The following is a 23,273-nucleotide window of genomic DNA, read 5'->3' on the forward strand; positions in this document are numbered from 1 at the left end:
TATAATGGAATGAATTTTGAAAAAGGAAGAGTGACATGTCAGTAAAAGAAAAAATGCTTGAAATCTTAGAAGGAATTGATATTCGTTTTAAGGAACCTTTGAAGACCTATACCTATACCAAGGTTGGAGGTCGAGCGGATTATCTAGTTTTGCCACGCAATCGCTATGAGATGGCCCGTGTCGTCCAATTTGCCAATCAAGAGAATATTCCCTGGATGGTGCTTGGGAATGCCAGCAATATCATCGTTCGTGAAGGTGGAATCCGTGGTTTTGTCATCTTGTGCGATAAGCTTAATAACGTTTCGGTTGATGGCTATACCATCGAAGCAGAAGCGGGTGCTAATTTGATCGAGACAACACGTATTGCCCTTCGTCATAGTTTGACTGGTTTTGAGTTTGCTTGCGGTATTCCGGGAAGCATTGGAGGAGCTGTCTTTATGAATGCGGGTGCCTACGGAGGAGAGATTGCTCACATCTTGCAGTCTTGTCAAATTTTGACCAAGGAAGGGGAAATCGAGACCTTGTCAGTCAAGGACTTGGCTTTTGGTTACCGCCATTCAGCTATTCAGGATTCTGGGGCTATTGTCTTGTCAGCTAAATTTGCCCTAGCTCCAGGGAATCATCAGGTTATCGAGCAAGAGATGGATCGCTTGACGCACCTACGTGAACTCAAACAACCTTTAGAATACCCATCTTGCGGTTCAGTCTTTAAGCGTCCAGTCGGGCATTTTGCAGGACAATTGATTTCAGAAGCTGGTTTGAAGGGCTACCGTATCGGTGGTGTCGAAGTCTCAGAAAAACATGCAGGCTTTATGATTAATGTAGCCGATGGGACTGCAAGAGATTATGAAGACTTAATTGAGTCTGTCATTGAAAAAGTTAAAGAACATTCAGGTGTTACCTTAGAGCGAGAAGTTCGTATCTTGGGTGAACACGAATAACATTATTTTTACATAGCATTCAAAGATTGGGATTTTATCGCTAAATGAGGTTTAGGTCAATTTATTTCCTACGCTTGTGTCTAGCATTCTAACAAGGTCCCAATCTGTTAATTTACGAAGAAGAAGGAATTTAGAGGAATTGAAAAAACCAATTATTGAATTCAAAAACGTCTCTAAAGTTTTTGAAGATAGCAATACCAAGGTTCTCAAAGACATTAACTTTGAGTTGGAAGAAGGGAAGTTCTATACACTACTAGGTGCATCAGGTTCTGGGAAATCAACCATCCTGAACATCATTGCAGGTTTACTGGATGCGACGACAGGGGATATTTTACTGGATGGGGTACGGATCAACGACATTCCAATCAACAAGCGAGACGTCCATACGGTCTTCCAATCCTATGCCTTGTTTCCACATATGAATGTGTTTGAAAATGTTGCCTTTCCACTCCGCTTGCGTAAGATTGACAAGAAAGAAATCGAGCAACGTGTAGTGGAAGTTCTCAAGATGGTTCAGTTGGAAGGGTATGAAAAACGTTCCATCCGTAAACTCTCTGGAGGACAACGTCAGCGTGTGGCCATTGCTCGTGCCATTATCAACCAGCCCCGTCTGGTCTTGTTGGATGAGCCCTTGTCAGCGCTGGACTTGAAATTGCGAACAGACATGCAGTACGAACTGCGTGAACTGCAACAACGATTGGGAATTACCTTTGTCTTTGTCACTCACGATCAGGAGGAAGCTCTCGCCATGAGTGACTGGATTTTCGTTATGAACGATGGCGAGATTGTTCAGTCAGGAACACCTGTTGATATCTACGATGAGCCAATCAACCATTTTGTTGCCACCTTTATCGGTGAGTCCAACATCTTGCCAGGAACCATGATTGAGGACTACTTGGTCGAGTTTAACGGCAAACGCTTTGAAGCGGTCGATGGGGGGATGAAGCCAAATGAGCCTGTTGAGGTTGTCATTCGTCCAGAGGACTTGCGCATTACCCTTCCTGAAGAAGGCAAGCTCCAAGTTAAGGTGGATACTCAACTTTTCCGTGGGGTTCATTACGAGATTATCGCCTATGACGAGCTCGGAAATGAATGGATGATCCACTCAACTCGTAAAGCCATCGTTGGTGAGGAAATCGGTCTGGACTTTGAACCAGAGGACATCCACATCATGCGTCTCAACGAAACCGAAGAAGAGTTCGATGCTCGTATCGAGGAGTACGTAGAAATCGAAGAGCAAGAAGCAGGTCTGATTAATGCGATCGAGGAGGAAAGAGATGAAGAAAACAACCTCTAAACTCTTTGTAGTGCCCTATATGCTTTGGATTGCCCTCTTTGTGTTGGCACCCTTGGTTTTGATTTTCGGTCAATCCTTTTTCAACATTGAAGGCCAGTTTAGTTTAGAAAACTACAAATCCTACTTTGCATCACAAAACTTGACCTATCTCAAAATGAGCTTCAACTCTGTGCTTTATGCAGGGATTGTGACCTTGGTAACACTACTCATCAGCTATCCAACAGCCCTCTTTTTGACTCGTCTTAAGCACCGTCAGCTATGGCTCATGCTGATTATTCTGCCGACCTGGATTAACCTGCTCCTCAAGGCCTATGCCTTTATCGGGATTTTTGGTCAAAATGGCTCTATTAATCAATTTTTGGAATTCATCGGAATCGGTTCGCAGCAGTTGCTCTTTACGGATTTCTCCTTTATCTTTGTTGCAAGCTACATTGAACTTCCCTTTATGATTTTGCCGATTTTCAATGTTTTGGACGATATGGACAACAATCTCATCAATGCCAGCTATGACCTCGGTGCGACCAAGTGGGAAACCTTCCGTCATGTTATCTTCCCTCTGTCGATGAATGGTGTGCGAAGTGGAGTTCAGTCCGTCTTTATCCCTAGTTTGAGTCTCTTCATGCTGACACGTTTGATTGGTGGGAACCGCGTTATCACGCTGGGAACAGCTATTGAGCAGAACTTCCTTACCAATGACAACTACGGTATGGGTTCAACCATTGGTGTGATCCTCATCCTGACCATGTTCATCACCATGTGGGTGACCAAGGAAAGGAGAGAACGATGAAAAAATTTGCCAATCTCTACCTAGCCTTTGTCTTTATCATCCTTTATTTGCCAATTTTTTACTTGATCGGCTATGCATTTAATGCTGGCGATGATATGAACAGCTTTACAGGCTTTAGCTTGAGCCATTTTAAAACTATGTTTGGTGATGGCCGTCTCATGTTGATCCTCACCCAAACCTTTTTCTTGGCCTTTTTATCAGCCTTGATTGCGACCATTATCGGGACTTTCGGTGCTATCTATATCTATCAGTCTCGTAAAAAATACCAAGAAGCCTTTTTATCACTCAATAATATCCTCATGGTTGCGCCTGACGTTATGATTGGTGCCAGCTTCTTGATTCTTTTTACCCAACTCAAGTTTTCACTTGGCTTTTTGACCGTTTTATCTAGTCACGTGGCCTTCTCCATTCCTATCGTGGTATTGATGGTCTTACCTCGACTCAAGGAAATGAACGGTGACATGATTCATGCGGCCTATGACTTGGGAGCCAGCCAGTTTCAGATGTTTAAGGAAATCATGCTTCCTTACCTGACACCGTCTATCATTGCAGGTTATTTCATGGCCTTTACTTACTCGCTGGATGACTTTGCCGTGACCTTCTTTGTAACAGGAAATGGCTTTTCGACCCTGTCAGTTGAGATCTACTCCCGTGCTCGGAAGGGGATTTCGCTAGAAATCAATGCCCTGTCTGCCCTTGTCTTTCTCTTTAGTATTATCCTAGTTGTAGGTTATTACTTTATCTCACGTGAGAAGGAGGAGCAAGCATGAAAAAACTCTATTCATTTTTAGCAGGAATTGTAGCGATTATCCTTGTCTTATGGGGAATTGCGACGCATCTAGACAGTAAAATCAATAGCCGAGACAGTCAGAAATTGGTTATCTACAACTGGGGGGACTATATCGATCCAGAACTCTTGGAGAAATTCACAGAAGAAACAGGAATCCAAGTCCAGTATGAGACCTTTGATTCCAACGAGGCCATGTATACCAAGATCAAGCAGGGTGGAACAACCTATGATATTGCTATCCCAAGTGAGTACATGATCAACAAGATGAAGGACGAAGACCTCTTAGTTCCTCTTGATTATTCAAAAATTGAAGGAATCGAAAATATCGGACCTGAGTTCCTCAACCAGTCATTTGACCCGGGCAATAAATTCTCCATCCCATACTTCTGGGGGACCTTGGGAATTGTTTACAATGAAACCATGATAGATGAGGCGCCCGAGCATTGGGATGACCTCTGGAAGCCAGAATATAAGGATTCCATCATGCTCTTTGATGGGGCGCGTGAGGTGCTGGGACTCGGGCTTAACTCACTTGGTTACAGTCTCAACTCCAAGGATCCTCAGCAGCTGGAAGAGACAGTGGATAAGCTCTACAAATTGACTCCAAATATCAAGGCCATTGTGGCAGACGAGATGAAGGGTTACATGATTCAGAACAATGCTGCTATCGGTGTGACTTTCTCTGGGGAAGCCAGCCAGATGTTGGAGAAAAATCCTAACCTCAAGTATGTCGTTCCGACTGAGGCTAGCAATCTCTGGTTTGATAACATGGTCATTCCAAAAACAGTCAAAAACCAAGACGCAGCCTATGCTTTTATCAACTTTATGTTGAAACCCGAAAATGCTCTGAAAAATGCGGAGTATGTAGGCTACTCAACACCAAACCTACCAGCAAAGGAAATGCTCCCAGAGGAGACTCGTGAGGACAAATCCTTCTATCCAGACGCTGATACCATGAAACACCTTGAAGTTTATGAAAAGTTTGACCATAAATGGACAGGCAAATATAGTGACCTCTTCCTACAGTTTAAAATGTATCGGAAGTAGGAGTAGATACAAAGAAGAGGCTGGGAAAAAGTCTTTAAAATCAGAAAACGCATAATATCGGGTGTTGAAAAAATCTCCAGATTAGGAACTATAAGTGAGTTCACTAGTATGGAGATTTTTTAATATCTCCTGTTATGAAGCGATTGTCTTGTTCTATATTTGAAATTTACCAAAAAAATTGATAGAATGATTGGAGTAACAAATATTACTTGATATCAAAGATTTGACGATAAAATGGAGATAAATAGGTTGATGACTTATGAATTTACATGAAATATTTGAAGATTATAAAGATGGTGTTCCTTATGCCTTCGAGACAGAATTTGAAACCTTACATTTTGATGATAATAACCGTTATGAAAAGAACGTAAAAGATTTGACAAGAGTTGTTAGGAAGAGTTTTTATGAATCTATTAGCCAATTAACGGGAGCTACTAGTTATAACCAAAGCTATTTCTTTCTCCCCTCTCATGTCTGCGAACAAATTGATGACTTCTTATTTGATTTTTCCCATAATGATAATCCTAACGAGTCGTCTATTGAAAAAATTAATAAGCTAATTTGTGACTTTAAAAATGAAGGCAGATTTAGCAATGATAATTCTTCTACTTCTTTTTTTCTTGTACAGAATGGTGTAGATAACTGTAGTTCAAACCAAGTTTTACTCGGCTTAAAAGATAAAGTCACTCGAAATACTGAAGAGATTAGTATTTTAAAAGGGGATATTGATATCGGAGTTGGTTTACTTCATAGAAGCAAAAAATATACAAAACCCGCTCCAAAATTTAAACATGTATCTTTTTGGAAAAATAAAACGGGAACGCCGATAGAGAGTTTTGGAAATATATTTAAGGAGTTCCAGTTGTTGGAGGAAGATGATGAAATTAATGAATAAAATATTAAAAAAAATTAATGAAAATTTTGATAATTACTTTGAAATAATCAATTTTAGCTTTCCAGTTTTATTTTGTGTGGAGCTAGCAGGAAGAGTACAAATTGGTTTTGTTAATAGCTACAAGCCGAATAAAGGTGAAGTTTCCTTTATTTTAGCTAATTCAGAATATAACCGGATTATAACTTGTATTGAATGTGATACTAATGTTAGAGATTTATTTCAGGGAGATATTTATAAGTACACATATGACAAAGGTGAAAAAAATCAAAGTATGATTAATATAAATGACCTTGATCAATATTTACCTAGTGAAGAGCTAACTGTTCAGGGAGCTTTTAATTATATTGCTATTAATGAATTGCTTGAAGAACTACGAAATGAACAACAAAAGGGTTGTCTTGATAAAGAGATTAGATTGGGTGAATCCTATACTACAGTATTTGGAAGATTAAAGGAAAGTTATAATAAACTTTTTATAGCAATGTTTGATAGTTCATCTTCTGTTCCTTTGCCAAAAATCGATTATATCAATTATTGTAAGCCATCTAAAAGCTCTAACACTGATTATTTAGTTGATATATTTAAACACATCGATACTGGTGAATTACGTCAGAATACTAATGAACTTCAATTAACTGGATATCATAATACCTTATCTCTAATAAAAGACGCCACATATAGTAGACATGAGTACCAGCAAGAAGAAATTCCTGATTATAAATTTATACCTAAACTGAATAGAATAGATCGAGAAAAAAATCATATTAATATGGTGGTTTAAAAGGAGGACGACATGAATAAACCTGTGATAAATCTAAAAAGATACGAAGTTGATAGCTTATTAGTTTCTAGAAATCTTACTAACGATGACCATGAATCAGAAACATTCAATCTTGATGCAAAGGTTGGTCATACAGATGATTATACTCATGGAGCCGTAAAACTTAGTGTTTCTTTAGTTGACAAAGATGCCATGAAAAAAATATCTGTAACTGTAATAGGATATTTTGAAATAAACATAGACGAAAATATCATTGATACTCTATACGTCAATGGTACTGCTATTCTTTATCCTTATTTACGTTCTATTGTTTCAATAGTTTCGGCAATTGATAGCAGTGAAGCAATGTTGCTACCTACCATTAATGTTTTAGAATTATTAGATAAATCTCAACATTTTGAAGAAGAATAATTTATTAGCTTACTAAATAACAACTATATGTTGTCTATCTCTTGCACTCTTAATAGATTTTATACTCCTGTATAATGTAATCATTGAGACTTACCGAAGACTCGGTTCGAGGATAACATTTAGAAAATTTTTTCATAATCAAACGTATATTATAAAGGTTTCTGAATATGTGATAATATGCGCTTTTCTCATTTTAAAGCCTATTAATAACTCTCCAAAGTTGCGCATGATACTGGCACAATTTGCTATCGGCAATTTGTATCGGAAGTAGTAGATAAACGTAAGAAAACGAATCAGTCAAGCTGGTTCGTTTTTTAAAAAATAGAAGGCAATTTTTATAACTATATGTTTTTCTATGATAGTTGCTTATTTGCTAGTCTAGTAGTATACTAAGTTTATACGAATAGAAAGCGGTAACAAATCATGAAAATGTCTACTTTTTTCAAAAAAAGTTACTGGCCAACCTTTTTAATTGTTAACGAAACAATTATACTATTTCATTTAAAGGATGGCTTGGATCGGCAATATCTAACAACGGATTCCATATATTTGGTGATAGGTTACTTTATATTTGCAAATGTTTTCATAGCTATCTTTAGCAATTCAAAAACTTGGAATAAAAGTTGGGATAAAAAGAAAAATGGCAGTAAGAAAAAATATATCCTGAAAAAGTAGTCAGGGATGTAGGGAATGATTTCCAGTTGACGCAGAACTCAAAAAACGATATAATAAGAAAGTTGAGAATTGATTTTCAGTTGTCTTAGTTCAGAGAAATGGCGGTGCTGCGAGCCATCTAAGCTAGGAAATCATGCTACTCAATCAGACAATTGCATAAGAACAAGAGAATGACAAGTTCATTGAATGAAGGTGGTACCGCGGTTTTTCGCCCTTCGTGATATGGACTTGTCTTTTGATTTTTGGAGGTGTTTATGAAGACATTTCTTGTCAAACAAAAATTTCGTCTTGGAGGCGAACGCTTTGATATCAAGGATGATAGAGGAGTAGTGAACTATCAGGTGGAGGGATCATTTTTCCAAATTCCTAAGACCTTTACCATCTATGATGCCTATGGTGAGCAAGTCAGTGAAATCAGTAAAGAATTTTTCACTTTGCTTCCTCGCTTTACTATCCAGTTACGAAACGGTTCCAATTTCGTCATTCGCAAGAAGTTGACCTTCTGGCGAGATAAGTATGAGTTTGACAATCTAGGGCTTCGTATCGAGGGCAATATCTGGGATTTGAATTTCAAATTGCTGGATGACCGCGACCAAGTGATTGCCGAGATTCGGAAAGAGATTTTCCATTTGACCTCAACTTACAACGTAACCGTCTATGAAGACTCTTATGCAGACCTGGTCATTTCCCTCTGTGTCGCAATTGACTATGTGGAAATGCTGGAAAGCCAATCAAATTAAACAAGTAAATAAGGAGATATTATGAAACAACTATCTAGTGCTCAAGTTCGCCAAATGTGGCTTGATTTCTGGGCAAGCAAAGATCACTCTGTAGAACCATCAGTTAGCTTGGTTCCAGTAAATGACCCAACTCTTTTGTGGATCAACTCTGGGGTAGCAACTCTTAAGAAATACTTTGACGGAACCATCATTCCTGAAAATCCACGTATTACCAATGCGCAAAAGGCTATCCGTACCAACGATATTGAAAACGTAGGGAAGACTGCGCGTCACCATACCATGTTTGAAATGTTAGGGAACTTCTCTATCGGGGATTACTTCCGTGATGAAGCCATCACTTGGGCTTATGAGCTTTTGACAAGCCCAGAATGGTTTGATTTTCCTGCTGAAAAACTCTACATGACCTACTATCCTGAAGATAAGGATTCTTACAACCGCTGGATTGAAGTAGGAGTGGACCCAAGTCACTTGATTCCAATTGAGGACAACTTCTGGGAAATCGGTGCGGGACCTTCTGGACCAGATACTGAAATCTTCTTTGACCGTGGAGAAGCCTTTGACCCAGAAAATATTGGTATTCGCCTGCTTGCAGAAGATATCGAAAACGACCGTTACATCGAAATCTGGAATATCGTTTTGTCACAATTTAACGCTGACCCTGCTGTTCCTCGTAGCGAATACAAGGAACTGCCGCATAAGAACATTGATACGGGCGCTGGTTTGGAGCGTTTGGTGGCAGTTATCCAAGGGGCTAAGACAAACTTTGAAACGGACCTCTTCATGCCAATCATTCGTGAAGTTGAGAAATTGTCTGGTAAGGTCTACGACCAAGATGGCGACAACATGAGCTTCAAGGTCATCGCTGACCACATCCGTTCCCTTTCATTTGCCATCGGTGATGGTGCTCTTCCTGGAAATGAAGGTCGTGGCTATGTCCTTCGTCGTCTTCTCCGTCGTGCTTCTATGCATGGTCAAAAATTGGGTATCAATGAGCCTTTCCTTTACAAACTCGTTCCAACTGTTGGAAAAATCATGGAAAGCTACTACCCAGAAGTGCTTGAAAAACGTGACTTTATCGAAAAAATCGTTAAGAGCGAAGAAGAGTCATTTGCTCGTACCCTTCACTCAGGTCAACACTTTGCGGAAACCATTGTATCTGACTTGAAAGCGAAAGGACAAAGCGTTATCGCTGGTTCAGATGTCTTCAAACTCTACGATACATATGGATTCCCAGTTGAATTGACAGAAGAAATCGCTGAAGAAGCTGGCATGACGGTAGACCGTGAAGGTTTTGAAGCAGCCATGAAAGAACAGCAAGAACGTGCGCGTGCATCAGCTGTTAAGGGTGGCTCAATGGGTATGCAAAATGAAACCCTTCAAAACATTACAGTGGAAAGTGTCTTCAACTACAATGCCAGCCAATTGTCTTCTAAGTTGGTGGCTATCGTGGCTGACAATGCAGAAGTAGAAGCTGTTTCTGAAGGAACTGCCTCTCTTATCTTTGCAGAAACTCCATTCTACGCTGAAATGGGTGGACAAGTAGCTGACCACGGTCAAATCTTGGATGCAGCAGGGAACCTTGTAGCGACTGTAACGGACGTGCAAAAAGCACCAAACGGACAAGCTCTTCATACTGTCGAAGTTCTTGCACCACTTGCTTTGAATCAAGAATATACCTTGGCAATCGATACTAATCGCCGTCACCGTGTCATGAAGAACCACACAGCGACTCACTTGCTCCATGCGGCTCTTCACAATATCCTTGGCAACCATGCGACACAAGCAGGATCTCTGAACGAAGTAGAATTCCTTCGCTTTGACTTCACTCACTTCCAAGCCGTAACTCCTGAAGAGTTGCGCGCCATTGAACAGCAAGTCAACGAAAAAATCTGGGAAGCAATTGCAGTGGAAACTGTTGAGACAGATATTGACACTGCTAAAGAAATGGGAGCTATGGCCCTCTTTGGTGAGAAATACGGTAAGGAAGTTCGTGTTGTGACCATCGGTGACTACTCAGTGGAACTCTGTGGTGGTACCCACGTTGGCAACACTTCTGAGATTGGTCTCTTCAAGATTGTCAAAGAAGAAGGAATCGGATCAGGAACTCGTCGTATCTTGGCAGTAACTGGTAAGGAAGCCTTTGAAGCTTATCGTGAACAAGAAGACGCTTTGAAAGCCGTCGCAGCAACCTTGAAAGCACCTCAACTCAAGGAAGTTCCTCATAAGGTTGAAGGACTTCAAGAGCAACTTCGTCAATTGCAAAAAGAAAATGCAGAATTGAAGGAAAAAGCAGCAGCAGCAGCTGCAGGTGATGTCTTCAAGGATGTGAAGGAAGTCAACGGACACCGTTACATTGCAAGCCAAGTTTCTGTATCAGATGCAGGTGCCCTTCGTACCTTTGCGGATAACTGGAAACAAAAAGACTACTCTGATGTGCTTGTCCTAGTTGCCGCTATCGGTGACAAAGTCAATGTTCTTGTAGCTAGCAAGACAAAAGATGTGCATGCAGGAAACCTTGTCAAAGAATTGGCTCCAATCGTCGATGGACGTGGTGGTGGTAAACCAGACATGGCCATGGCAGGAGGAAGCAACCAAGCGAAAATCCAAGAACTCTTGGATGCAGTAGCAGGTAAATTATAAGACAATAAAGATCTATCCATTTGGGTAGGTCTTTTTGTGAATACAAAAAAGCCAAATCCGGTTGGATCTGGCTTGTAACTGATAGGTTTATTTTGTTGCCCAGACACTGACTGAACCCGCTGCTACCGGAAATTCTCCATAACCTTCAGCATTGATTGTAACTTGTGCTGGATGATTTTCAAGGAGGTCAACAAAGGTTTGATCAGCCCATTCTGGACCAACAAACAAAGACTTGCTGTTTTCTTGGTCGTTTGAGATAAGGACCGCGAGCGGTGTTTGGTTCTCAGCACCTGCACGAACCCACCCGATGCAGTTGGCATCGTCAAAGTAGTCTGTTTGCTCTCCATAGGCCAAGTCTTTTCGGATGGCTAGGAGACGGTCAAGAACTTCTCTGAAATCTTCTTGGGCATACTGCCCAGAAATTCCATAGTAGTCTCCATAAAAGACACATGGAAGGCCTTGCTCACGAAGAAGAATGAGCGCATAGGCTGCTGGCTTGAACCATTCTTGGACGGTTGATTCAAGTGCCTGTCCTCGTTGAGTATCATGGTTGTCAACGAAAGTGACAGCCTTGTCAGCCTTGACTTCAACCAAGCTATCAGTAAAGATAGTACGAAGGTCGTAGCTTGCTCCAGCCTGACTGGCTTCAAAGAAATTTTGGTGGAGACGCACATCGACAAGGTCAAAGCGCTCCTCAATTTTTTCAAGATAGTCCAGATTGGCTTCTTTGTCTGGATTCCAAAATTCACCAAAAACATAGAAATCTTCACCGTATTTTTCCTTCATATCACGGATAAAATTGCCCATAAAGAAGGAGTCAATGTGTTTAACGGCATCCAAGCGGAAACCAGCAACTCCAGTCGTTTCCATGAACCAGTCAGCCCAGTCATAGATGTTTTGGATGACTTCAGGGTGCTTAAAGTCCAGGTCAGCGTACATGAGATAGTCGTAGTTGCCGTTTTCGTTATCGACCAATTCCTCGTTTGCCCAACCTTTATTGTCTCCTTGGATCAGGTAAATACCAGACTTACGGCGCTTGGCATCGTAGTCTGTACCTGTAAAGTGGTACCAGTGCCATTCAAAGTCATTATAGGTTTTCTGACGTCCATCAAAAGTGAAGTGGGTCCATCCGTTGATAGTAAAGGGCTCACTTAGTTGAACGGTACGGTCCTCGGGATCGACTTCGATAACTTGAAAGGCTTCCAATTTATCTGCTGCAGCCTTGTGATTGAGCACCACATCAGCCATTGGTTGGATTCCGTGCTCCTTGAGAGTCTGAATCGTTTGGAGATAATCTTCCTTAAATCCATATTTGGTACGAACAGTCCCTTTTTGGTTAAATTCACCTAGATCAAAAAGATCATAAACGCCATAGCCAACATCTTTTTCATTGGTTGCCTTGAAGGCAGGTGGCATCCAGACATGACTGATACCGAGATTTGCTAGGTGTTCTGCGTCATCTGCCAATCGTGTCCAGTGTTGTCCATCGTGGGGCAGATACCACTCAAAGTATTGCATAAGTGTCTGATTTTGCATAGTTTTTCCTCTTACTTATCAATGATGTGTTATATTCTACCATAAAGTCCAGAACTACGCAAACGTTTGCGCAAAATTCTATACTCATTTCTAGAAATGTCTATTTTTTGAAATTTCCCATTTTTTTCATTGGTTAGGAAAGAAGGATTAGAAAAAATGAATTGACTAAACTTTTTTTAACAAAAATGACACTTAGTAAACTAAAGTAAAAATGGACAAACGCTTTCTATTTTGAGAATTGTCACAAAATTTGCTATAATAGTAGCTATGAATAGAATTAGGGTCAGCAGACGTGTTGAAAAAAAGCTAGCTAAGGGTCTAGTTCTTTTGGAAGCAAGCGATTTAACAGATATTGAACTGACGGATCAGGCAGTAGAAGTTCTTAGTCTAGACGGAAAGTTTTTAGGGAGCGCCTATCTTTCTCAGCAGAACAAGGGCATTGGCTGGTTCATCAGCAAGGAAAAGGTTCGTTTCAATCATGCCTTTTTTGAAATTCTGTTTCGTAAGGCCAAGGAAGCTAGAAGGCCTTATTATCAAGATGACTTGACTACTGCCTTTCGCCTCTTTAACCAAGAGGGAGATGGTTTTGGTGGTCTGACTGTTGATCTCTATGGAGATTATGCTGTCTTTTCTTGGTACAACTCCTTTGTTTACCAGATTCGTGAGCTGATAGTAAAGGCTTTTAAGGAAGTTTTTCCTGAGGTCTTGGGGGCTTATGAAAAGATTCGTTTTAAAGGTCTAGACTACGAGTCTGCCTATGTTTATGGTGAGGAAGCGCCAGATTATTTTACTGTTCTTGAGAATGGCGTGCTCTATCAGGTCTTTATGAATGATGGTTTGATGACAGGAATTTTCCTAGACCAGCATGAGGTTCGTGGAAGTTTGGTTGACGGTCTAGCCGTGGGCAAATCCTTGCTCAATATGTTTTCCTATACGGCGGCCTTTTCAGTTGCTGCAGCTATGGGAGGCGCGAGTGAGACGACTTCTGTTGACTTGGCAAAACGGTCGAGAGAGTTGTCAGAAGCTCATTTTCAGGCAAATGGACTCAACACAGACAACCATCGTTTTATCGTCATGGATGTCTTTGAGTACTTCAAGTACGCCAAGAGAAAAGGCTTGACCTATGATGTGATTGTTCTTGATCCGCCGAGCTTTGCCCGCAATAAAAAACAAACATTCTCTGTAGCTAAGGACTATCACAAGTTGATTTCCCAGAGTCTAGAGATTTTAAATCCGGGAGGCATTATCATTGCCAGTACCAATGCTGCCAATGTTTCCCGCCAGAAATTTACAGAACAAATTGATAAAGGTTTTGCAGGAAGAAGGTATCAGATCTTGAACCAATATGGTCTTCCAGCAGACTTTGCCTATAATAAAAAAGATGAAAGCAGTAATTACCTCAAGGTGATTAGTATGAAGGTTAGTAGATGAAATTAATCGTTTCAGTAATGCCAAGAAGTTTAGAAGAAGCGCAAGAACTGGATGCCACTAGGTATGAAGATGCCGATATCATTGAGTGGCGTGCGGACTTTCTTACAAAGGACGCTATTTTACAGGTAGCACCTGCAATCTTTGAGAAATTCGCAGGCCGCGAACTTGTCTTTACCCTTCGGACTCGCTATGAGGGAGGAGAAATCGAACTGTCTTCTGAGGAGTATGTTCAAATCATTAAGGAAGTTACTCAGCTCTATCAGCCGGATTATGTAGATTTTGAGTATTTCAGCTACAAGGACGTTTTTGAGGAAATGTTGGATTTTCCAAATCTTGTTTTGAGCTATCATAATTTCCAGGAGACACCTGAAAACATGATGGAAATTTTGTCTGAGTTGACCAGCCTTTCTCCCAAAGTAGTCAAGGTATCAGTTATGGCCCATACGGAGCAGGATGTTTTAGACCTGATGAACTACACTCGAGGATTTAAAACACTCAACCCTGAGCAAGAGTACGTGACCATTTCCATGGGGAAAATGGGCAAGGTATCACGCATTACTTCAGATGTGACGGGTTCAAGTTGGTCATTTGCTAGTCTGGATGAAGCGAGTGCCCCAGGTCAGATTTCGCTATCAAACATGAAGAAAATCAGGGAGATTTTGGATGAAGCTTGATGGCTACACACGTATGGCAGCTGTTGTTGCAAATCCCATCAAACACTCTATTTCACCCTTTATCCACAATAGGGCCTTTGAGGCGACAGCTACCAATGGTGCCTATGTAGCTTGGGAGATTGAAGCGGGTGATTTGGCAGAAACAGTCGCTAATATTCGCCGTTACCAGATGTTTGGGATTAATCTCTCCATGCCTTACAAGGAGCAAGTGATTCCTTATCTGGATGAGTTGAGTGATGAGGCTCGTTTGATTGGGGCGGTCAATACAGTTGTTAATCAAGACGGAACGTTAATTGGATATAATACAGATGGCAAGGGATTCTTTAAGAGCTTGCCTTCTTTTACAATCTCGGATAAGAGAATGACCATTCTGGGCGCAGGTGGTGCAGCCAAATCCATTTTGGCGCAAGCTATTTTGGATGGCGTCAGTCAGATTTCAGTTTTTGTTCGTTCAGTTTCCATGGAAAAAACAAGACCTTACCTAGACAAGTTGCAGGACCAAACAGGATTTAAAGTGGACTTATATGCTTTAGAAGATATTTCTGAGCTGCAAGAAAGGATTGCTGAGTCGGATTTACTGGTCAATGCGACCAGTGTAGGAATGGATGGTCAGTCGTCCCCAGTTCCAGAAAGCATCAATTTGCCAGAAACTCTCTTGGTGGCAGATATCATTTACCAACCTTTTGAGACGCCGTTTTTGAAATGGGCTAGAAGTCAGGGCAATCCAACCGTCAATGGCCTGGGGATGTTGCTCTATCAAGCTGCTGAAGCTTTTCAACTGTGGACAGGTAAAGAAATGCCAACAGACGAGATTTGGCAGTCCTTAACAGAAAAATATAAATAGTGAAAAGGAGACCTTACTATGAAAATCAGAATCGATATTCCGCATCATTCTTATGATATTCAAATTGAAAAAGGTTGTCTGGCTCAGGCTGGTCAATGGTTGCGAGAACTCTGGCAACCACAAAAAGTGGTTATCGTAACCGACAACCATGTAGCCTCTCTCTATGCAGAGAAGGTTAAACTCAGCCTAGAAGATGCTGGTTTTCAGGTAGCTGTTTTTGACTTTTTAGAAGGCGAAGAACGAAAAAATTTAACAACTGTTCAGAAAGTCTATGAATTTTTAGTCAAGCAGGGTTTGACTCGTAGCGATGGGATTGTGGCTCTTGGTGGAGGTGTCGTTGGGGACCTAGCTGGTTTTGTGGCCTCTACCTATATGCGGGGCATTCACTTTGTTCAGATTCCGACTAGTTTGACAGCCCAGGTTGATTCTTCTATCGGTGGAAAGACGGGCGTCAATACTCCTTTTGCTAAAAATATGGTGGGTACCTTTGCCCAACCAGATGGGGTTCTGATTGACCCGCTTGTCCTTGCAACACTCGGGAAAAGAGAGTTGATTGAAGGGATGGGTGAGGTTATCAAGTATGGCTTGATTGAGGATCCAGAACTTTGGGCTCTCTTGACGGAGCTAGATGGTTCTGTAGAGAGCATTCTGGAGCATGCAGAGACTTTGATTGAACATTCTTGTCAGGTTAAGCGCAAGATGGTGGTTGAGGATGAGTTGGATAAAGGTGTTCGCCTTTACCTCAATTTTGGGCACACTATTGGGCATGCCATTGAAGCGACTGCCGGTTATGGCAAGGTCATGCATGGTGAGGCCGTGGCCATGGGGATGGTGCAGATTTCCAAGGTTGCTGAGGGAAAAGGTCTTATGCCAGAAGGAATAACCCAGTCCATTATAGAGATGTGCCAGAAATTTGGTTTACCTATTGACTATGAGAACTGGAATGTTGACAAGCTCTATCAGGCTTTGACTCATGATAAGAAAGCGCGTGGCAACACCTTGAAATTGGTCTTGGTACCAGAGCTTGGTTCAGCGAGCATTCACCCAGTTTCTCTGGAAGAGATGAAAGACTACTTGGTAAAATAAGGAGAACGTATGAGATATTTAAATGCAGGAGAATCACACGGCCCCCGTCTGACGGCTATCCTTGAAGGAATTCCAGCTGGACTTCCTTTGACAGCTGAGGATATCAATGAGGATCTGAAACGCCGTCAGGGTGGCTACGGTCGTGGTGGTCGTATGAAGATTGAGAGTGATCAGGTTGTCTTTACATCGGGCGTTCGTCACGGGAAGACGACAGGGGCTCCCATTACCATGGATGTCATCAATAAAGACCACCAGAAATGGCTGGATATCATGTCTGCTGAGGACATTGAAGACCGCCTGAAAAGCAAGCGGAAAATCACCCATCCTCGCCCAGGTCATGCCGATTTGGTAGGGGGCATCAAATACCGTTTTGATGATTTGCGAAATTCTTTGGAACGTTCATCAGCTCGTGAAACCACCATGCGAGTTGCTGTTGGGGCAGTAGCCAAACGTCTCTTAGCTGAGCTAGATATGGAGATTGCTAACCATGTCGTGGTCTTTGGTGGTAAGGAAATCGATGTACCTGAAAATCTAACAGTCGCTGAGATTAAGGAACGAGCTGCCCAGTCAGAAGTTTCTATTGTCAACCAAGAGCGGGAACAGGAAATCAAGGACTATATTGACCAAATCAAACGTGACGGTGATACCATCGGTGGGGTTGTGGAGACAGTCGTCGGAGGCGTTCCAGTTGGTCTTGGCTCTTATGTCCAATGGGACAGAAAATTAGATGCGCGATTGGCCCAAGCAGTTGTTTCTATCAATGCCTTTAAAGGGGTGGAATTTGGTCTTGGATTTGAAGCTGGTTACCGCAAAGGCAGCCAAGTTATGGATGAAATTCTCTGGTCTAAAGAAGACGGCTATACTCGTCGTACTAATAATCTAGGTGGTTTCGAAGGTGGCATGACCAATGGGCAACCCATTGTTGTTCGTGGCGTCATGAAACCTATTCCTACTCTCTACAAACCACTTATGAGTGTGGATATCGAAACCCACGAACCTTACAAGGCAACTGTTGAAAGAAGTGATCCGACCGCTCTTCCAGCAGCAGGTGTGGTCATGGAAGCTGTTGTGGCAACGGTTCTGGCGCAAGAAATCCTTGAAAAATTCTCATCAGATAATCTTGAAGAATTAAAAGAGGCAGTTGCCAAGCACCGAGACTATACAAAGAACTATTAAGGAGTCCTTATGGCAAAAACCATCTATATCGTAGGTCTCGGTTTGATTGGTGCTTCGATGGCGCTCGGTATCAAGCGTGATCATCCTGATTATGAAATTCTAGGTTATAATCGCAGTCAGGCTTCGAGAGACATTGCCTTGGAGCGGGGGATGATAGACCGTGCGACGGATGATTTTGCTAGTTTCGCTCCTCTAGCAGATGTTATCATTCTGACCTTGCCAATCAAACAGACCATTGCTTTTATTAAGGAGCTGGCAAACTTAGACTTGAAGGAAGGCATCATTATCTCAGATGCAGGCTCAACCAAGTCAGCCATTGTAGATGTGGCGGAGCAGTATTTGGTTGGCAAGCCTGTCCGCTTTGTCGGGGCCCATCCCATGGCTGGTAGCCACAAGACAGGAGCTGCCTCTGCCGATGTTAATCTCTTTGAAAATGCCTACTATATCTTTACTCCATCTAGTTTGACTAGTTCAGACACGCTTGAGGAAATGAAGGACCTACTTTCAGGTCTCCATGCTCGTTTCATTGAAATTGATGCCAAGGAGCACGATCGAGTAACTTCACAGATTAGCCATTTTCCCCATATCTTGGCATCAGGTCTCATGGAGCAGACAGCAGTTTATGCTCAAGAACATGAGATGGCAAGACGCTTTGCGGCGGGTGGTTTTCGAGATATGACTCGGATTGCGGAAAGCGAGCCAGGTATGTGGACTTCCATTCTCTTGTCCAATCGTGAGACTATTCTAGATCGAATTGCGGATTTCAAGGAGCGCTTGGAAGCGATTGGTCAGGCCATCAGCAGGGGAGATGAAGAGCAAATCTGGAACTTTTTCAACCAAGCGCGTGCGCAACGACAAGCTATGGAAATCCATAAGCGTGGTGGTGTGGATAGCTCTTACGACCTCTATGTCGACGTTCCCGATGAAGAAGATGTCATCTTGCGGATTTTGGAATTGCTACGTGGAACTTCCTTGGTTAACATCCACATCAACGAGGAAAACCGTGAGGATGTTCACGGGATTCTCCAAATTTCCTTTAAAAATACTCAAGATTTGGAACGAGCTGAGCGCTTAATTACAGAAAATACGGACTACACAGTCGTCATCAAATAAGGAGAAAATCATGTCAAATATTTACGATAGTGCAAATGAACTTAGTCGCGGGTTACGCGAATTACCAGAATACAAGGCAGTTAAGGCGGCAAAAGATGCCATCCAAGCTGATGAACAAGCTAGCAAGATTTTTGCAGACTACCTCGCTTTCCAGCAAGAAATCCAAGTCATGGCGCAAACGGGACAAATGCCAGATGCCTCTTTCCAAGAAAAGATGCAGTCCTTCAGCAAGCAAATCCAAGAGAACGCTCTTTTGTCAGATTTCTTTGCCAAACAGCAACAATTGTCCATTTACCTTTCAGACATTGAAAAAATTGTCTTTGAACCTGTTTCAGAATTATTGAAATAGTATTTTATCTGTATAAAAGCCAGAAATTTCAGGAATTTCTGGCTTTTTTGTGATAAAATAAGAAAAAGTATTGCAAGTATGAGGTCAACTATGAAACTAAAAACAAACATTCGCCGCTTACATGGCAGTATCCGGGTTCCAGGTGACAAGTCTATCAGCCATCGTTCGATTATTTTTGGAAGTTTGTCTGAGGGTGAGACTAAGGTTTATGATATTCTGCGTGGAGAGGATGTACTTTCAACCATGCAGGTCTTTCGTGACCTTGGTGTTGAAATTGAGGATAAAGATGGGGTTATTACCATTCAAGGTGTTGGAATGGATGGCTTAAAAGCTCCGCAAAATGCTCTTGATATGGGGAATTCTGGAACCTCGATTCGTCTGATTTCAGGTGTACTTGCTGGTGCAGACTTCGAAGTAGAGATGTTTGGAGATGATAGTCTTTCTAAACGTCCTATGGATCGCGTGACGATTCCACTGAAAAAAATGGGCGTTAGTATTTCAGGGCAAACCGAGCGAGACCTGCCCCCTCTTCACTTAAGAGGGACGAAAAAACTTACACCTATTCACTATGAGTTGCCAATCGCCTCTGCCCAAGTCAAGTCGGCCTTGATGTTTGCAGCCTTGCAGGCTCAAGGCCAGTCAGTTATTGTTGAAAAAGAGTGTACTCGTAACCACACGGAAGATATGCTGCAGCAATTTGGTGGTTATTTAAGTGTGGATGGAAAAAAAATCACAGTTCAAGGACCACAAAAACTTACAGGACAAAAGGTTCTTGTGCCAGGAGATATTTCCAGTGCAGCCTTTTGGTTGGTCGCAGGTTTGATTGTTCCAAACTCTCGTGTAGTACTGCAGAATGTGGGCATCAATGAAACGCGTACAGGTATTATTGATGTCATTCGTGCCATGGGTGGAAAATTAGAAATAACTGAAATCGACCCAATCGCTAAATATGCAACGCTGACTGTCGAGTCTTCAGACCTGAAAGGAACAGAGATTGGTGGAGCCTTGATTCCACGCTTGATTGATGAATTGCCTATTATTGCCCTTCTAGCGACCCAAGCGCAAGGTGTAACGGTCATTAAGGATGCTGAAGAACTCAAGGTTAAGGAAACCGACCGCATTCAGGTGGTGGCAGATGCTTTAAATAGTATGGGAGCGGATATCACTCCTACAGCAGATGGGATGATTATCAAAGGGAAATCAACCCTTCATGGCGCTAGAGTCAATACGTTTGGTGACCATCGTATCGGAATGATGACAGCCATCGCAGCCCTCTTGGTTGCAGATGGAGAAGTGGAACTTGACCGTGCTGAAGCCATCAATACCAGCTATCCTAGCTTCTTTGATGATTTGGAGAGCTTGATTCATGGCTAAGGTATTACTCGGATTTATGGGGGCAGGCAAGTCGACAATCGCTAGAGGATTGGACCCAGACTACATCGATATGGATGCCTTAATCGAGGAACGTTTGGGCATGTCCATTGCGGATTTTTTCGCTGAAAAGGGAGAAGAGGCCTTTCGTCAAGTAGAGTCAGAAGTGCTAGCTGACTTACTAAAAACGGATCACGTTGTGTCAACTGGCGGAGGAGTTGTCATTTCTCAGAGAAATCGTGACTTGCTCAAAACCAATCCTGATAACATCTACCTAAAAGCAGATTTTGAAACCCTCTACCAACGTATCGCAGCTGATAAAGACAATCGACGGCCACTTTTTCTCAACAACAGTAAGGAAGAGTTGCGAGAGATTTTTCAAGAAAGACAGGCTCGGTATGAGGAAGTAGCCAGTCGGGTTCTAGATGTGACCAAGTTAAGTCCAGAGGAAATTATAGAGGAACTGAGATGAAAATTGCCTATCTAGGTCCCAAGGGATCTTTTTCGCATCATGTTGTGCAGACAGCCTTTCCCAAAGAGAAATTGCAGGCTTTTGCCAATATCACAGATGTTATCAAGGCCTATGAACAGGGCTTGGTGGACTATTCTGTGGTACCAGTTGAAAACTCCATTGAAGGTAGTGTCCATGAAAGTTTGGATTACCTTTTTCACCAGGCTCGCATCCAAGCAGTTGCAGAAATTGTTCAACCCATTCACCAGCAGCTGATGGCAGTTCCAGGTCAGTCAAAAATTGAGAAGATTTTTTCCCATCCTCAGGCTTTGGCTCAGGGAAAAAAATTCATCGATGAACACTATCCAGAGGCTAAAATTGAGGTAACAGCCAGTACCGCATATGCAGCTCGATTTATTTCAGAACATCCAGATCATCCTTATGCAGCTATTGCTCCTAAAAGTTCAGCTGAAGAATATGGCTTGGAATTAATTGCAGAGGATATTCAGGAAATGGAAGCCAATTTCACACGTTTTTGGGTCTTAGGGGCAGAGATACCGAAGGTTCCTTTGAACTCACAAGCTGAAAAAATGAGTTTGGCCTTGACCTTACCAGACAACCTACCTGGTGCTCTTTACAAGGCACTTTCGACTTTTGCTTGGAGAGGGATTGACTTAACAAAGATTGAAAGTCGCCCCCTTAAAACAGCCTTGGGAGAATACTTTTTCATTATTGATGTGGACTATAGTGACAAAGAACTGGTTCATTTTGCCAGACAAGAACTAGAGGCCATTGGGATCCAGCACAAGATACTGGGGACCTATCCGATTTTTACCATAACTGATTTAGAAAAGGAGAGTCAATGAGCAAAGAAAATCCTTTAAGTCATCACGAGCAGTTACGTTATGACTATCTCTTCAAAAATATTCATTACCTCAACGACCGTGAACGGAGGGAGTTTGATTATCTGCAACAGAAAATGGCAGGTCCCAATTCTGAAGTTCACCATTTCCACCAAGAAGAAAAAGAAGAAACTTGGGGTAGAGACATTGATCTTCCGACTTATGGCAGTAGAAGCCGGTCTAAGAAACGTGAAAAGATAGCTCCTCAACCTAAAGTCAAAAAGAAAAAAAGAAGAATTCGCTTCAAACGAATACTGACTTGGTTCTTGCTGTTGATTACTTGTGTGGTTGCAGGGATGATTTTTATGTTTCTTCGAGGGTTCCAGTCAGCAGCCAATCCAACAAATAAGCCAGCTGATGCCAAGGCAGCCCAAGTAGAAGTCTTTAACGGTCAGGATACCAAAGATGGTGTGAATATCCTAATCATGGGGACAGATGGCCGTATTGGTCAAAACAGTGCTGAGACCCGTACAGACACAATCATGGTGCTAAATGTCAGTGGTTCGGATAAGAAGATCAAACTAGTCAGCTTTATGCGTGACAACTTAGTGTATATCGACGGGTACAGTAAGATTGTAAATGGACAGAAACAGACGGATAACAAACTAAATGTTGCCTATGAACTTGGGGAACAAGAAGGGCAAAAAGGGGCAGAAATGGTCCGCAAGGTTCTAAAAGACAACTTTGATTTGGATATTAAGTACTATGCCCTAGTTGACTTCCAGGCCTTTGCAACAGCTATTGATACCCTCTTCCCTGACGGAGTAACGATTGATGCCCAATTCTCAACTCTGAATGGTCAACCTTTGACAGAAGCCACAGTTGGAGATGACCTTCATGCAACAGAGACAGAGTCCCCAACTCAAACTATCAAAGTTGGAAAACAGCAGATGAATGGATCCACCTTGCTGAACTACGCTCGCTTCCGTGATGATGATGAGGGAGACTATGGCCGTACCAAACGTCAGCAACAAGTCATGTCAGCAGTTCTTGAGCAAATCAAAGATCCAACCAAGCTCTTTACGGGATCAGAGGCACTTGGAAAAGTCTTTGGAATGACTTCAACAAATCTACCATATAGCTTCTTGTTGACCAATGGCTTATCTGTCCTAGAAGGTGCTCAAAATGGCATTGAAAGACTTACCGTTCCAGAACTTGGTGACTGGGTAGATGCTTATGATATCTACGGCGGACAAGGTCTTCTGGTCGATCAAAATAAATACCAGACCAAACTCGCCCAAATGGGAATGAGATAGAATGCTATAAAAAAATCAAAGTTTGAATCACTAGTAAAAAAGTGGTTTAGGCTTTGATTTTTCTTAGTATCTGATGGATT

The 23,273-nt window shown here is 42.0% G+C and carries 23 protein-coding genes; 22 read left to right on the top strand and 1 reads right to left on the bottom strand.

The genetic code is table 11. The features are described 5' to 3' along the window. Positions 1-35: 35 nt before the first annotated feature. From murB to alaS, 11 genes are all read left to right on the top strand, one after another. Entirely contained in the window at positions 36-941 is a 906-nt protein-coding gene (murB, locus tag ACT17O_RS03905; RefSeq protein WP_033629495.1) for a UDP-N-acetylmuramate dehydrogenase, read from the top strand. A 139-nt stretch (positions 942-1,080) separates the two neighbouring features. Beyond that, complete coding sequence (locus tag ACT17O_RS03910) at positions 1,081-2,238, top strand: ABC transporter ATP-binding protein (RefSeq protein ID WP_033629497.1); 1,158 nt, start codon at positions 1,081-1,083, stop codon at positions 2,236-2,238. Further along, positions 2,219-3,025, top strand: coding sequence for an ABC transporter permease (locus tag ACT17O_RS03915; RefSeq protein WP_000754114.1), 807 nt, complete (start codon positions 2,219-2,221; stop codon positions 3,023-3,025). The genes ACT17O_RS03910 and ACT17O_RS03915 overlap by 20 nt, the downstream gene beginning before the upstream one ends. Beyond that, the gene (locus ACT17O_RS03920) at positions 3,022-3,795 is read left to right on the top strand and encodes an ABC transporter permease (RefSeq protein ID WP_038806008.1); all 774 of its coding nucleotides are present in this window, start codon (positions 3,022-3,024) and stop codon (positions 3,793-3,795) included. The genes ACT17O_RS03915 and ACT17O_RS03920 overlap by 4 nt, the downstream gene beginning before the upstream one ends. Then, positions 3,792-4,862, top strand: a complete 1,071-nt coding sequence (locus ACT17O_RS03925) for an ABC transporter substrate-binding protein (protein ID WP_049479160.1) — start codon at positions 3,792-3,794, stop codon at positions 4,860-4,862. The genes ACT17O_RS03920 and ACT17O_RS03925 overlap by 4 nt, the downstream gene beginning before the upstream one ends. Before the next feature lie 259 nt (positions 4,863-5,121). Further along, positions 5,122-5,757, top strand: a complete 636-nt coding sequence (locus tag ACT17O_RS03930) for a hypothetical protein (RefSeq protein ID WP_444817776.1) — start codon at positions 5,122-5,124, stop codon at positions 5,755-5,757. Further along, positions 5,741-6,538: a hypothetical protein gene (locus ACT17O_RS03935; RefSeq protein ID WP_084921770.1), complete on the top strand. Its 798-nt coding sequence runs from the start codon at positions 5,741-5,743 to the stop codon at positions 6,536-6,538. Before ACT17O_RS03930 ends, ACT17O_RS03935 begins: the two co-directional genes overlap by 17 nt. A 12-nt stretch (positions 6,539-6,550) precedes the next feature. Further along, positions 6,551-6,949 (top strand): protein-export chaperone SecB, encoded by a 399-nt coding sequence (locus ACT17O_RS03940; RefSeq protein ID WP_239822527.1) that lies wholly within the window; start codon positions 6,551-6,553, stop codon positions 6,947-6,949. Between the two features lie 423 nt (positions 6,950-7,372). Next, a complete protein-coding gene (locus ACT17O_RS03945) occupies positions 7,373-7,624 on the top strand; it encodes a hypothetical protein (RefSeq protein WP_139658777.1) in 252 nt (83 codons plus the stop codon). A gap of 254 nt (positions 7,625-7,878) precedes the next feature. Next, positions 7,879-8,364: an LURP-one-related/scramblase family protein gene (locus ACT17O_RS03950; protein ID WP_444817777.1), complete on the top strand. Its 486-nt coding sequence runs from the start codon at positions 7,879-7,881 to the stop codon at positions 8,362-8,364. Positions 8,365-8,385: 21 nt separating this feature from the next. After that, on the top strand, positions 8,386-11,004 hold the full coding sequence (gene alaS / locus ACT17O_RS03955) for an alanine--tRNA ligase (RefSeq protein ID WP_444817778.1): 2,619 nt from the start codon (positions 8,386-8,388) through the stop codon (positions 11,002-11,004). 87 nt (positions 11,005-11,091) lie between these two features. Here the strand turns inward: alaS and ACT17O_RS03960 are convergent, their stop codons facing one another. Continuing rightward, on the bottom strand, positions 11,092-12,540 hold the full coding sequence (locus ACT17O_RS03960; RefSeq protein ID WP_444817779.1) for an alpha-amylase: 1,449 nt from the start codon (positions 12,538-12,540) through the stop codon (positions 11,092-11,094). Between the two features lie 267 nt (positions 12,541-12,807). Between ACT17O_RS03960 and ACT17O_RS03965 the strand changes: the two genes are divergently transcribed. The 11 genes from ACT17O_RS03965 to ACT17O_RS04015 all read left to right on the top strand — a co-directional run bounded on the left by ACT17O_RS03965 (position 12,808) and on the right by ACT17O_RS04015 (position 23,193). Further along, positions 12,808-13,971 (top strand): class I SAM-dependent rRNA methyltransferase, encoded by a 1,164-nt coding sequence (locus ACT17O_RS03965; RefSeq protein ID WP_444817780.1) that lies wholly within the window; start codon positions 12,808-12,810, stop codon positions 13,969-13,971. Beyond that, a complete protein-coding gene (gene aroD / locus ACT17O_RS03970) occupies positions 13,968-14,645 on the top strand; it encodes a type I 3-dehydroquinate dehydratase (RefSeq protein ID WP_125418216.1) in 678 nt (225 codons plus the stop codon). The genes ACT17O_RS03965 and aroD overlap by 4 nt, the downstream gene beginning before the upstream one ends. Next, positions 14,635-15,489: a shikimate dehydrogenase gene (locus ACT17O_RS03975; protein ID WP_220107226.1), complete on the top strand. Its 855-nt coding sequence runs from the start codon at positions 14,635-14,637 to the stop codon at positions 15,487-15,489. The genes aroD and ACT17O_RS03975 overlap by 11 nt, the downstream gene beginning before the upstream one ends. Positions 15,490-15,507: 18 nt before the next feature. Then, positions 15,508-16,575: a 3-dehydroquinate synthase gene (aroB, locus tag ACT17O_RS03980; RefSeq protein ID WP_444817781.1), complete on the top strand. Its 1,068-nt coding sequence runs from the start codon at positions 15,508-15,510 to the stop codon at positions 16,573-16,575. 9 nt (positions 16,576-16,584) lie between these two features. Further along, positions 16,585-17,751, top strand: coding sequence for a chorismate synthase (gene aroC / locus ACT17O_RS03985; protein WP_220107228.1), 1,167 nt, complete (start codon positions 16,585-16,587; stop codon positions 17,749-17,751). 9 nt (positions 17,752-17,760) lie between these two features. Beyond that, complete coding sequence (locus tag ACT17O_RS03990) at positions 17,761-18,864, top strand: prephenate dehydrogenase (RefSeq protein ID WP_444817782.1); 1,104 nt, start codon at positions 17,761-17,763, stop codon at positions 18,862-18,864. 10 nt (positions 18,865-18,874) lie between these two features. Then, positions 18,875-19,213, top strand: a complete 339-nt coding sequence (locus tag ACT17O_RS03995) for a YlbF/YmcA family competence regulator (RefSeq protein ID WP_000065973.1) — start codon at positions 18,875-18,877, stop codon at positions 19,211-19,213. A 90-nt stretch (positions 19,214-19,303) separates the two neighbouring features. Further along, complete coding sequence (gene aroA / locus ACT17O_RS04000; RefSeq protein ID WP_444817783.1) at positions 19,304-20,587, top strand: 3-phosphoshikimate 1-carboxyvinyltransferase; 1,284 nt, start codon at positions 19,304-19,306, stop codon at positions 20,585-20,587. Next, positions 20,580-21,056: a shikimate kinase gene (locus ACT17O_RS04005; RefSeq protein ID WP_444817784.1), complete on the top strand. Its 477-nt coding sequence runs from the start codon at positions 20,580-20,582 to the stop codon at positions 21,054-21,056. Before aroA ends, ACT17O_RS04005 begins: the two co-directional genes overlap by 8 nt. Continuing rightward, positions 21,053-21,901 (top strand): prephenate dehydratase, encoded by an 849-nt coding sequence (gene pheA / locus ACT17O_RS04010; RefSeq protein ID WP_444817785.1) that lies wholly within the window; start codon positions 21,053-21,055, stop codon positions 21,899-21,901. The genes ACT17O_RS04005 and pheA overlap by 4 nt, the downstream gene beginning before the upstream one ends. Continuing rightward, positions 21,898-23,193 carry an LCP family protein gene (locus ACT17O_RS04015; RefSeq protein ID WP_444817786.1) on the top strand — a complete coding sequence of 432 codons (1,296 nt, stop codon included), beginning with the start codon at positions 21,898-21,900 and terminating at the stop codon, positions 23,191-23,193. The genes pheA and ACT17O_RS04015 overlap by 4 nt, the downstream gene beginning before the upstream one ends. Positions 23,194-23,273: the final 80 nt, after the last annotated feature.

The sequence above is a fragment of the Streptococcus sp. HJ1 genome (genome assembly GCF_052399005.1).
Classification (GTDB): domain Bacteria; phylum Bacillota; class Bacilli; order Lactobacillales; family Streptococcaceae; genus Streptococcus.